Raw genomic sequence first — 11,691 nt, 5'->3', positions numbered from 1 at the left:
TGGCGGGCCATCGCCACGCGCTACGAAAAGACCGCCGCCAGCTTCACCGGCGTCCTCTGCCTCGCAGCCGCCCTCGATTGGCTCAAGCGATGACACGCCCTAGCTTCGAACGCATCTGCACCTGTTCGTCGATGCCTACAACCACGCTCGTCGGCTCAAGACCCTGCGGGGCCTGACACCCACCTAGTTCACCCTGAACGCCTGGACGAAAGAGCCCAATCGCTTCAAGATCGACCGTCACACCTCATCCCGGGACCATACACGCGTCCGGGCTGATCGAATCACATGTAAAGCGTCGCAAGATCGAACGTCGCCGATTCACGATCTCCGCTGATCGCATCGGTCAAAGATCGCGGCCCGACTGGAGGGTTGCGCACGGATCTGATCGGGCGCTTCGAGCTGACACGAGGGGCATCCTTTTCCCAAGGTCGAGACTGAAGCAACGCTGCCGAAACTCAGGATGGAAGAGGCCGCACCCAATGAAATAACTGGCGCCAATCGCGGACTGGGGCCAAATCATCGCGCAACATGCGCCCCTGGTCGATTTAACCTTTGCCGCATCAAGACTCAGCAGCTGAGCCTATCGCGGTCCGCGACGCAGAAGGGGGCAGGACAAACGGCCGCTTGTCGAAGCGTTTCGGACCCCGATCGAGCATGTGACCACTCATCCGAGATCACCACGACAGAGATTTTAGGTCCGAGTACTATTGCGTCTCTCCGAACTGATCGGTGAGTCAGCGTTTCGGCGCGAGCGCTATAGTGGGGGACTGGTGGTGCCGCAAGAGGGATTCGAACCCCCGACCCCCTCATTACGAATGAGGTGCTCTACCAGCTGAGCTATTGCGGCACGAGGCGGTGCGGACGGGTGCGTCGGCGCGGCGTCGTTGGCAGGGTTCATATCGGGCCGCCTTGCGGTTGGCAAGACTCTGCGTGCGTCGAAGGCGCCGGGGGTGGAGTGCGATGCAACGGTGCCACTATGGGACGGCATCGGAGAACCGAAACACGCCTGAGGAAATGGCTTGCTTGACGGACCGGGGGGTACCTCGCAGGGTCCGGCATCGCCCGTTCAGGAATCGCCATGTCGCTCATCGCCCGCCTGCGTGCCTATGCCGCCGACGCTTTCGGGCTTCGGGGAACCGCCGATGCCGTGGGGGAGGCGGACGAACGCCTCGCCGCCATCGCGCTGCTCGTCCACGTGGCACGGGCCGACGGCATCCTGGCGCCGGAGGAGACCGAGCGCCTCGCCCGCCTCGTCGAGGGACGCTTCGCCGCGACGCGGTCCGAGGCCGAGGCTCTCATCGCGCGGGCCGCAGCCTACGACGCGCAGACCCGCGACATGGCGGCCCTCGTCGAGGTCATCGGCCACGAGGCCGGGCACGAACAGAAAGCGCGGCTCCTCGCCATGGCGTGGTCCGTCGCGGGAGCCGACGGCGAGGTCCATGAGTTCGAGGAAGCCCTGGTCTGGCGCCTCGGCGGTCTGCTGGGCTTCGACGAGGCCGGCATCCTCCTCGCCCGCGCCGGCGATCCCCTGGCGGCCCGGCCTTAAGACGGAGCCGTGCGATGATCGTCGGCCTCACCCTGATCCTCGCGGCTCAGCTCGTCGGGGAAGTCCTGGCTCGAGTCACGGGTCTTCCCGTGCCAGGCCCGGTCATCGGCATGGCGCTGCTGCTGATCTTCCTCGTGCTGCGCGACCGCTACGCCCGGACCGCCGCCCGCATCCTGCCGAAGCCCCTCGTGGACGGGCAACTCGAAAGCACGGGGCGGGGGCTGCTCGCCAACCTTTCGCTGCTGTTCGTCCCGGCCGGAGCCGGCATCGTCGGGCGCCTCGATGTGATCGCCGTGAACGGGATGGCGCTCGCCGTCATCGTGGCGGTGTCCACCCTCACGACCCTCGCGGCCACGGCCCTCACCTTCGTGTGGGTGGCGCGGTGGCTGCGGACGGGGGAGGAGCGGTGACGGGCGATTTCGCCGTATGGGTCTATCTCTCGCGCACCCCACTCCTGTGGCTCACGGTGACGCTTCTGGCCTACGCGGTCGCCGACCGGATCGCCACGGCGACGAACCGCCACCCCGTGGCGAATCCCGTGCTCATCGCCATCGCCCTGACGGCTGCGGTGCTGGAGGTGACGCGCACGCCCTACGCCACGTATTTCGAGGGGGCGCAGTTCGTTCACTTCCTTCTCGGCCCCGCCACCGTCGCGTTGGCGTTCCCGCTTTACGAATACCGCGCCACGGTCCTGCGCGCGCTGGCGCCGATGCTGGCGGCCCTGCTCGTCGGCTCGGTTGTGGCCCTCACGTCGGCCCTGACGCTGGGGCATCTCCTCGGCGTGCCGCGCGAGGTGATCGTGTCGCTCGCGCCGAAATCGGTCACCACGGGCGTCGCCATGGGCATCGCCCAGACGCTCGGGGGCGACCCGACGCTCGCCGCCGTCCTGGTGATGCTCACCGGTATGACCGGGGGTATCCTCGTGACCCCGCTGATGAATCTCCTGCGGATCCGCGACATGCGGGCCCGGGGTTTCGCCGCCGGCCTGGCCGCCCACGGGGTGGGGACGGCGCGGGCGTTTCAGGTCGATGTGGTCGCGGGCGCCTTCGCGGGCATCGCCCTCGGGCTCAATGCCTTCCTCACGGCGATGCTGGCCCCCATCGCCGTGAGCTTCCTGAAGTAGCGCGCCTCAGCCGGCGACGGGCGTCGGCACGAACCGGCCGTCCGCGCCGGCGCGCATCTCGATGCGCCGGTCGTGCAGCGCGTGCAGGGTCGAGCGGTGACCGATGGAAACGATGGTGGTCTCCGGCAGACGCTCCCGCAGCATCCGGTAGAGGGCGGCCTCGCTCGGCTCGTCGAGGGCGGCGGTGGATTCGTCGAGGAACAGCCATTGGGGTTTGGCCAGCACCGCGCGGGCGAGGGCGAGGCGCTGCTGCTCGCCGCCCGACAGACGCTGGTCCCAGGCATCGACCTCGTCGAGGCGATCGACGAGTTGCGGCAACTGCGCCGCCACCAGGGCTTCGCGAATCGCGGTGTCGGAGAACTGGTCGGTGGTGGCGGGGTAGACCACGGCGCCGCGCAGCGTCCCGAGGGGAAGGTAGGGCCGCTGCGGCAGCACCAGGGCCGACTGGCCCGGCGGCACCGCGATCCGGCCCTGGCCGAACGGCCAGATGCCCGCGATGGCCCGGAAGAGGGTCGATTTGCCCGCGCCCGACGGGCCGGTGACGAGGGTGGCGCCGCCACGGGACAGGGTGAAGCGGTCGGCCCGCACGATCTCGCGGCCGTCGGGCAGCGCCAGGGTGACGCCCTCGGCGGTGACGTCGCTCCCCGAGGCGTTGGCCTGGGCGAGGCCGTAGCCGGCCCCTGCCATGGCCTCGGCCTTGGTCATGGCCCGCTTGAACGACGACAGGCGGTTGGTGTTGGCCTTGTAGGCCGCGAGGGTGGTGTAGGCGTTGATGAAGAACGACAGCGACGATTGTACGTTGCTGAAGGCGTTCACCGTCTGCTGCAGGGCGCCGAAGGTGATCTTCTTCATGAAGTACGAGGGCGCCGCGATGACCAGAGGCACGATGGTGCTGGCCTGGGTGTAGCCGAACGAGAAGGCGATGAGCTTGATGCGCCGGAAGATGATCTGCACGTAGTTCTCGATGATCCCGTCGAACAGGGACCGGAGCCGCACGGATTCGGCGCGCTCACCCCGCAACAGGGCGATCTGCTCGCCGTAGATGCGGCTGCGGGCCAGGGAGAAGCGGAAATCCGCCTCGACCCGCTCCTGGCGGAAATCGAGGCCGATGAGCGGTTTGCCGATGAGATGGGCGAGCCAGGTGCCGACGACCGCGTAGGTGATGACGGCCCAGACGAGGAAGCCCGGCACCACCGTGTCGGTGAACGGCAGCACGAAATCCCGCGACAGGGTCCAGAGGATCACCATGAAGGAGACGAGCTGGGCAGCCTGCGACAGCAGACGGATCGACAGGCTCGCGGTCTGCGAGATGAAGGCGTTTACGTCCGCCTGGATGCGCTGATCCGGGTTGTCGGCATGCTCGTCGGTGAAGGGGATGCGGTAATGCGTGCCGTCGCCCAGCCAGCGCTCGTAGAAGCTCCGGGTCAGCCAGGTCCGCCAGCGGATATGCAGGGACTGGTCGACGAACAGATCGAACATGCCGATGCTGACGTTGAGGATCGCCAGAGGCACGAAGATCCACAGAATCTGGTACCAGAACGCATCGAGGTTGTATTCCTGGATGGCATTGTAGAGATCGCGATACCAGAAATTGAACCGCAGGGTCAGGGCGACATCGGCGAAGCTGACGAAGATCGAGAGCGCCACGAGGCGCTGGCCGATCTTGCCCTCGGTGCGGCCGAACCAGCGGAACAGGCCGATCTCGCGGGTCGGGGCATCACTGTTGGCGAAGTAGGGATCGGCGATGAGGGTGATCGCCCGGATCGCCTTGAGGTGCGAGATGGCGAGCACGATCCCGGCGAACACCACGGCGCCCGTGGCGGCGAAGGCCGGCGGCAGCAGGGCGGCGAGGGTCGGCGCCAGCAAGCCCAACGCCGCCAGCAGTTTGGCCCCGGCGAACAACAGGTAGCCTATGCCGTAGACCGAGATGAAGATCTTCAGGTAGGCGGAGATCTTGCCCGAGGCGAGCAGGATGCCCGCCATGGCGAAGCCGCTCAGGGAGACGTAGAGGGGCGGCGTGGCCTCCCCGGGAAACGCCACCAGAACGAGGGCGAACAACGCCGTCGCGACGGCCTGCAGGCCGAGGCCCGTCCTCAATACGCCCACGTGCTCGTCTCCCCCGAACGTCGCTTCAGCCCGCGCGTCGCGGCGGCGTGCCGGGCGCGGGCGGGGTTCGGAGTGACGGGGGGTCGTGGCGAGATCGTGGCCGTCTCAAAGCGGACCGGACAAAAGTCCTGCCGGGCACGCGGGACGAAACGTCCTACTGCCAGTCCCAATCGCCGTAGCCCGGTTCGCGGCAGCGATAACCGATGGGGCATTCCGGGTTGTCCCGGGTCGGCACGAATTGCAGATCCGCGATTTCCGTGAGTTCGCAGAAGCTGCGGTCACGCACGAAACGACGGTAGGTCTGGCCACCGGTATCGAGGAAAACCGCCCCCCGATCCTTCACCAGCGCCATGGCGTCGGTACAGATCATGCGGTTCGTCGTCCCGGCATTCTGGGCGCTCGCCGGCACCGTCAGGACGGCCCAGAGGGCGAAGGCGAGGCGGCGCGTCACGAGGGCTGGGGGCCGTTCCGTTGATTTCAGAGGCTCCAAGCATGGCAGTTTCCGAATGGCGCGAAAAGGCCTCGGACCCGTCCTGCCGTTCGGGTGCCGCAATCCTCGGGTCTATCCACCGGCCATTGCGCTCAACAGGCACACTGTCCCGTACAGTCGGGTACGGCGCCAACCATAACGGACCTTCAGATGTCGGGACTTTCCATTCTCAACCTCGATGCCGTGCGCAACGCACCCCTGTCGCGCGAACCCTATACCTATTTCCTGGGGACGGATGTTCTCGATCGGGCGGCCATCGACGGGATTCGCGCGGACTTCCCCGCCATCGCCAAGCCCGGGTACCTCACCGTCGACGAGGTGGCGCTGAAAGGTCGGTTCAAGGCGCTCATCGACGAACTCGAGAGTGACGCGTTCTCCCGCATCCTGGGCGAGAAATTCGGCATCGATCTCGTATCGTGCCCGCGCCTCACCACCATCATGAAGAAGAGCCAGCTGAAATACGGCTCGATCCACACGGACGGCCCATCGAAGGTGATGACGCTGCTCGTCTACATGAACGATGCCTGGGACGCGCCGGCCGCCGGGCGCCTGCGGGTGCTGTACGACGGCAAGAACTACGAGCCCTTCGCCGTCGAGGTCCCGCCCACCATGGGCACGATGTTCGCCTTCCTGCGCGCCGACAATTCCTGGCACGGCCACGAGCCGTTCGAGGGCGAGCGCCGGGTGGTGCAGGTCGCCTGGGTCCGGGACGCGGCCGAGCTGGAGCGCAAGAAGAAGCGCAACCGGACCGCCCAGTTCCTGAAGGGCATCTTCGGCCGCTGAGTCCGGCCGGGCGCCGCCCCGGTCACGGCGAGACCGCCGCAACGGGCCTCGGGGGCGGGCGTCCCTCGTGTCAGGGGCGGCGGCGATCTCGACGGCGCCCTCCGGCCACAGCCACCGGGCGGCCCTGCGACCGTGATGGGGCCATCCTGGAACACCCCACAATGCCGCCCTCGGTCGGATCGACGGGATCGGAGACGGCTGCGCGCTGCCCGGCGTGAAGCTCCTCGACCGCCTCTTTCCCGACGCCCCGCCGCGCGATCTCGGCCTGCTCCGACGCCGCTCCGCGCGCGGAGGCGTCGGACGAGGCCGTCCGTGCCTGTCGGTGCATCCGGGACGATCGGCTTTGTCGGGGAAGCGACCCTATCTCCTCCAATCCAGTCCCGCATACACAACGATTGTCCCCGTGCGGGACTCTTGAGGGAAGACTCAACCAGCGATTCACCTTACGAAGTTGCCTCGGGGTCCAGGCATGTCCCGTTTCGGCAAGTGAAACCCCGGCCTGTCGCGGCAGGCTTGGAACGGATCGTTTGGTATGGTCGGCAAGTTGATCGCGGTCGCCAACATGAAGGGCGGTGTCGGAAAGACGACCACCGTCATCATGCTGGCCGAAGCCTTGGCCGCGGGGGGAGCCCGCGTGCTGGTCGTCGATCTCGATCCGCAGGCGAGCGTCTCGGTCTGCCTCGCCGGGGAAGCGCTCCTGGGGGAGCTCATCGCCAAGGGGCGGACCCTCGAAGCCTATCTCGCCCTGAAACTGATTCTCCGCGAGAAGCCGCAGCTCCAGCCGCGCATCCGCTCGGGCCTGAGCATCACCACCCATCGGGGCGCGCCCCTCGCGCTGTCGCTTCTGCCCGCGGGACCGCACTTACGGTTGGTGGAGCGGGAAATCCTCTACACCCTGAGTGCCCGTGAGCTGTCGATGAAGGAGATCGACGCCAAGCTGCGCCGCCTCTTCGCCACGGATTTCCAGCCCCTGGCACGGGCCTACGACTATATCCTGTTCGATTGCGCACCCGGATTGTCACCGATGACCGAGGTGGCCATCCGGGGAGCGGATCTCGTCCTGGTCACGTCGATTCCCGACTATCTCTCGACCTACGGCCTCGACGCCTTCGTCCAGACCCTGTGGGCCTGGGACGAGGAGGAGGCACTGCGGTCCCGGCGTCCGCCGCATATCCTGGTGACCCGGTTCCAGCGCCAGATCCGTCAGCACAAGCAGATCCTCGCCCGCCTGGAAGCGGAATCCGAAGCGAGCGATGCCGGATTTCGGCTCCTCGCCACCCGCGTTCCCCAGGCCGCCTCCCTGGCCGAAGCCCTGGTGCCGCACACGGTGCCGCCGACCTTCGTCGGCAAGTACGGCCCCTACATCGCCACCGTCCTCAGCCCGCTGGTCGATGAGGTGAAAGGCATTTTTCATGCAGCTTGACGTGGACGGCGTCGCCCTTCTCAGGGCGATCGCCCAGACGCCCGGAGCCTTTCCCGACATCCGGGAAGAGGCCGCCAAGGTCGCCCGCGCCCTCGTGATCCGGCAGCTGAAGGCAAGGACCTTTCCGCTCGCCGGCATCCGACAGATCTACGACATCCTGGGGCACGCGGCGTTCACCCTGGTGATCGACGGGCTGACGGAGACCGAAGCGCGCGCCCTCGTCTCCCGCTTCGATCCCCGCCATCCCGACGGGAAGACCGCCCCAGCCCATTGGCTGCGCCGTCAGATCGTCGCCCTGGCCGGCGGCGCCGCCCCATGCGCCCATGGCGCACCGGCGAAAGCGCCCCGCTCACCGCCCCGCGCCGAGGCCCCTGTGCCGCGCGCCATCGGGTCCGCCGCCTTCGGCGCTCGCTGGGACGGACGGGACCACGACCCACCCGCGCGCAAGCGCAAAGGGGGAAACTAAGCCAGTTTCCGACACTGCTCCGGTCGGTCCATTCGGTTTCCGACGCGGGCCTGCCCCCTCCAGGAAGGACAGAGCGATCGCGGATGGCCCCGATTCGTCATCCCGGGACGCCGGAGGCGAGCCCGGACCCGGGAGCCGCCGATGGCGAAGAACCTTTGCCCCCTGCGGTTCTCGATCACGGGTTCCGCTCCGTGGCCCCGGGATGACGACCGGACCGGGCCTTCCGAAAGATCAATAATCCATCCCCGATCGCCCTGCCTGTCCGGCAGGGGTGCCCGTCCCGCCGTGTCGATCCGAGGTGATCAATCGAGGACAGCGCCCCTTCGAGGCCCGTGGGCGTCCACGACAGCAAAAAAGGGGCCTCCTCGCGGCGGCCCCTTTCTGTCGATCTCTCGAAGTCAACCTCGTGTCGAAACCCGGCCGACCGGGCTTGGACACCTTGGTGGGGTCTTGGGCGTCTGGACTTCTTAGAAGTCCATGCCGCCCATGCCGCCGCCCATGCCGCCGGCGCCACCCATGGGAGCGCCGCTGTCCTTCTTCGGAGCGTCGGCGATCATGGCCTCGGTGGTGACGAGGAGGCCGGCGATGGAGGCGGCGTCCTGCAGGGCGGTGCGCACGACCTTGGCCGGGTCGACGATGCCGGCCTGGATCATGTCGACGTACTCTTCGGTCTGGGCGTTGAAGCCGAAGGTGATCGAAGAGGTGTTGTCGGTGATCTTGCCGACCACGATCGAGCCTTCGACGCCCGAGTTGGCGGCGATCTGACGGATCGGGGCCTCGAGGGACTTCAGCACGATCTTGATGCCGGCCTGAACGTCCGGGTTGTCGCTCTGGAGAGCGCGGACGGCCTCACGGGCGCGGAGCAGGGCGGTGCCGCCGCCGGGGACGATGCCCTCTTCCACCGCTGCGCGGGTGGCGTTGAGCGCGTCGTCGACGCGGTCCTTCTTCTCCTTGACCTCGACCTCGGTCGCGCCGCCGACGCGGATGACCGCGACGCCGCCGGCGAGCTTGGCCAGGCGCTCCTGCAGCTTCTCACGGTCGTAGTCCGAGGTGGTCTCCTCGATCTGCGCCTTGATCTGGCCGACGCGGGCCTCGATGTCGGCCTTCTCGCCGAGACCGTCGATGATCGTGGTGGTCTCCTTCTCGATGCGGATGCGCTTGGCGCGGCCGAGCATCGGCAGGGTGACGTTCTCGAGCTTGATGCCGAGGTCCTCGGCGATCATCTGACCCTGGGTCAGGATCGCGATGTCCTCGAGCATGGCCTTGCGGCGATCGCCGAAGCCCGGAGCCTTGACGGCCGCGACCTTGAGGCCGCCGCGCAGCTTGTTCACCACGAGGGTGGCGAGCGCCTCGCCCTCGATGTCCTCGGCGATGATGACCAGGGGCTTGCCCGTCTGCACCACGGCCTCGAGCACCGGCAGCATGGCCTGCAGGGAGGAGAGCTTCTTCTCGTGGATGAGGATGTAGGGGTCCTCGAGCTCGGCGACCATCTTCTCCGCGTTCGTGATGAAGTACGGGGAGAGGTAGCCGCGGTCGAACTGCATGCCCTCGACGACGTCGAGCTCGGTCTCGGCGGTCTTGGCTTCCTCGACGGTGATGACACCCTCGTTGCCGACCTTCTGCATGGCGTGGGCGATCATCTCGCCGATTTCCTTGTCGCCATTGGCCGAGATGGTGCCGACCTGGGCGACTTCCTCGGACGAGGCGACCTTCTTGGCGCGGCCGGTGATGTCCTTCACGGCAGCGGCGGTGGCGAGGTCGATGCCGCGCTTGAGGTCCATCGGGTTCATGCCGGCGGCGACGTACTTGGCGCCTTCCCGGACGATGGCCTGGGCCAGCACGGTGGCGGTGGTGGTGCCGTCACCCGCGATGTCGTTGGTCTTCGAGGCCACTTCGCGCACCATCTGGGCGCCCATGTTCTCGAACTTGTCGGAGAGCTCGATCTCCTTGGCGACCGTCACACCGTCCTTGGTGATGCGGGGGGCGCCGAAGCTCTTCTCGATGACGACGTTGCGACCCTTGGGGCCCAGCGTCACCTTCACGGCGTCGGCCAGGATATCGACGCCGCGCAGCATCTTCTCGCGGGCATCGGAGCTGAAACGGACTTCTTTGGCTGCCATGTGCTCAAATCCTCATGCGGTGGGAAGCCCCGAGGCGCGGATGGATCGCGCTCGAAGGGCTTTGGGGATGAAAGGCGGACCCGAACCTTTAGGCGACGACGCCCATGATGTCGGATTCCTTCATGATCAGGAGGTCCTGACCGTCGATCTTCACTTCGGTGCCGGACCACTTGCCGAACAGGACGCGGTCGCCGGCCTTGACGTCGAGGGGGTTCACGCGGCCGGCCTCGTCACGGGCGCCGGGTCCGACGGCGACGATCTCGCCCTCTTGCGGCTTCTCCTTGGCGGTGTCCGGGATGATGATCCCACCCTTGGTCTTCTCCTCGCCCTCGATACGGCGGACGACGACACGGTCGTGCAGCGGACGGAACTTCATGAGCTGCCCTCTTGCTCTCAAATCGGGGATGGCGTTGATGCGGCCCGGAAGCGCGCTCAACCCAGGCCGTTAGCACTCTCAATCGGTGAGTGCTAACGATGGCGGGGAGGTAGGCGCATGCCTCGCACGAGTCAAGACTGTCGCAGGCCTTCGCGACGGTCGCGCGACGGCGATCCGCTCCCAATCCGGCCCGCCACAGACGATTCTTTCCCGATGATCAGCCTTCATGGACCACAGGGCACGGTCGAGCCCCCCGCTTCGGACCGCCCGGTGCACGGCTCCGCCGTCTGGATCGACCTCGTGAATCCGAGCGCCGAGGAGGCGCAGCGCGTCGAGGATGCGACGGGCCTGCGGGTCCCATCGCGTAAAGCCCTGAGCGAGGTGGAGAATTCGAGCCGGCTGCGGCGGCTGAAGAACGGCTTCTCCCTGTCGAGCCCGATGATCACCTTCGACAGGGTCGATTCGCTGCTCATGCCGCTGGGCTTCGTCCTCACGAAGGACCACCTCGTCACCGTGCGATTCCACGACCTGCGGGCCTTCGAGGCGGTGAAGAAGCGGATCGCCGAGGGCGACGGCCCGGCCACCACCAGCACGGAGATCTTCCTCCTGCTCATGGAGGAACTCGTTGACAGCCTCGCGGACGCCCTGGAGGAGATGGGCGCCGACCTCGACGCCCTCTCGACCCGGGTATTCGACTTCGACGTGCGGGCCGGCGCATCGGCCGGCGATGACACCCTGAAGAGCCAGACGCCCCGCCGCCGCGATCTGGCCCTGCGTCGGATCCTGCGCGGCATCGGCCGGCGCGGCAAGGCGCTCGGCAAGCTCCGGGCCAGCCTCCTCGGCCTGGAACGGATCGTTCCCTTCGTGGCCAACGAGTGCGAGCACCTCCTGGCGGCCGAGCAGAAGCCGCGCTTCGAGGCCGTGCGACGCGACATCACGTCCCTCGACGAGTTCGAGATCCGCCAGTCGGAGAACGTACAGTTCCTCCTCGACGCGACCCTCGGCCTCATCAACATGGAGCAGAACAACACCTTCCGGGTGCTGACCGTGGTCTCGGTGGTGGGCATCCCCCCGACCCTCATCACCTCCCTGTACGGCATGAACTTCAAGCACATGCCGGAACTCGACTGGACCTACGGCTACCCCTACGGCCTCGCCCTCGTGGTTCTGAGCGCCCTCGTTCCCCTCATCTTCTTCCGCCTTCGCGGCTGGATCTGATTCGCCGCGTACCCCGGATTGACGGATTCTTCGGGCAAGC

11 protein-coding genes, 1 tRNA gene and 2 pseudogenes are annotated in these 11,691 nt (G+C 67.2%); 9 read left to right on the top strand and 5 right to left on the bottom strand.

Annotated features, from left to right (window positions below; all coding sequences use genetic code 11):
- Together BM249_RS21395 and BM249_RS22055 are read left to right on the top strand one after the other, a co-directional pair.
- Positions 1-93: pseudogene (locus BM249_RS21395) on the top strand (IS5-like element ISMex42 family transposase); the annotation flags it as partial.
- Positions 94-103: 10 nt separating this feature from the next.
- A pseudogene (locus BM249_RS22055) lies at positions 104-276 on the top strand (IS481 family transposase); the annotation flags it as partial.
- 495 nt (positions 277-771) lie between these two features.
- Here BM249_RS22055 and BM249_RS18485 read toward each other — a convergent pair.
- Positions 772-847, bottom strand: a tRNA-Thr gene (locus BM249_RS18485).
- A 231-nt stretch (positions 848-1,078) separates the two neighbouring features.
- Here BM249_RS18485 and BM249_RS18480 point away from each other — a divergent pair.
- The 3 genes from BM249_RS18480 to BM249_RS18470 are packed head-to-tail and all read left to right on the top strand — an operon-like array spanning position 1,079 to position 2,669.
- On the top strand, positions 1,079-1,546 hold the full coding sequence (locus BM249_RS18480; RefSeq protein ID WP_091974774.1) for a tellurite resistance TerB family protein: 468 nt from the start codon (positions 1,079-1,081) through the stop codon (positions 1,544-1,546).
- A gap of 14 nt (positions 1,547-1,560) precedes the next feature.
- A complete protein-coding gene (locus BM249_RS18475; protein WP_091974772.1) occupies positions 1,561-1,956 on the top strand; it encodes a CidA/LrgA family protein in 396 nt (131 codons plus the stop codon).
- Positions 1,953-2,669: an LrgB family protein gene (locus BM249_RS18470; RefSeq protein ID WP_091974771.1), complete on the top strand. Its 717-nt coding sequence runs from the start codon at positions 1,953-1,955 to the stop codon at positions 2,667-2,669. The genes BM249_RS18475 and BM249_RS18470 overlap by 4 nt, the downstream gene beginning before the upstream one ends.
- 6 nt (positions 2,670-2,675) lie before the next feature.
- Here BM249_RS18470 and BM249_RS18465 read toward each other — a convergent pair whose 3' ends face one another.
- Both BM249_RS18465 and BM249_RS18460 read right to left on the bottom strand, forming a co-directional pair.
- Positions 2,676-4,775, bottom strand: a complete 2,100-nt coding sequence (locus BM249_RS18465) for an ABC transporter ATP-binding protein/permease (protein ID WP_091974769.1) — start codon at positions 4,773-4,775, stop codon at positions 2,676-2,678.
- Positions 4,776-4,929: 154 nt separating this feature from the next.
- Positions 4,930-5,226, bottom strand: coding sequence for a hypothetical protein (locus BM249_RS18460; RefSeq protein ID WP_091974767.1), 297 nt, complete (start codon positions 5,224-5,226; stop codon positions 4,930-4,932).
- A gap of 189 nt (positions 5,227-5,415) precedes the next feature.
- On the opposite strand from BM249_RS18460, the gene BM249_RS18455 reads away from it, so the two are divergent.
- From BM249_RS18455 to BM249_RS18445, 3 genes are all read left to right on the top strand, one after another.
- Positions 5,416-6,048 (top strand): 2OG-Fe(II) oxygenase, encoded by a 633-nt coding sequence (locus tag BM249_RS18455; RefSeq protein WP_091974765.1) that lies wholly within the window; start codon positions 5,416-5,418, stop codon positions 6,046-6,048.
- A 532-nt stretch (positions 6,049-6,580) separates the two neighbouring features.
- The gene (locus tag BM249_RS18450; RefSeq protein WP_091974763.1) at positions 6,581-7,471 is read left to right on the top strand and encodes a ParA family protein; all 891 of its coding nucleotides are present in this window, start codon (positions 6,581-6,583) and stop codon (positions 7,469-7,471) included.
- The gene (locus tag BM249_RS18445; RefSeq protein WP_143103799.1) at positions 7,461-7,937 is read left to right on the top strand and encodes a hypothetical protein; all 477 of its coding nucleotides are present in this window, start codon (positions 7,461-7,463) and stop codon (positions 7,935-7,937) included. Before BM249_RS18450 ends, BM249_RS18445 begins: the two co-directional genes overlap by 11 nt.
- A gap of 467 nt (positions 7,938-8,404) precedes the next feature.
- Here the strand turns inward: BM249_RS18445 and groL are convergent, their stop codons facing one another.
- Positions 8,405-10,057, bottom strand: coding sequence for a chaperonin GroEL (gene groL / locus BM249_RS18440; protein WP_091974759.1), 1,653 nt, complete (start codon positions 10,055-10,057; stop codon positions 8,405-8,407).
- An 88-nt stretch (positions 10,058-10,145) separates the two neighbouring features.
- Complete coding sequence (groES, locus tag BM249_RS18435) at positions 10,146-10,433, bottom strand: co-chaperone GroES (RefSeq protein WP_018042554.1); 288 nt, start codon at positions 10,431-10,433, stop codon at positions 10,146-10,148.
- Positions 10,434-10,646: 213 nt separating this feature from the next.
- On the opposite strand from groES, the gene BM249_RS18430 reads away from it, so the two are divergent.
- Positions 10,647-11,651, top strand: a complete 1,005-nt coding sequence (locus tag BM249_RS18430; protein ID WP_091974757.1) for a magnesium transporter CorA family protein — start codon at positions 10,647-10,649, stop codon at positions 11,649-11,651.
- Positions 11,652-11,691 lie beyond the last annotated feature (40 nt).

The sequence above is a fragment of the Methylobacterium gossipiicola genome, assembly GCF_900113485.1.
Lineage (GTDB): Bacteria > Pseudomonadota > Alphaproteobacteria > Rhizobiales > Beijerinckiaceae > Methylobacterium > Methylobacterium gossipiicola.
This window is presented reverse-complemented; position numbering and strand designations above follow the sequence as displayed.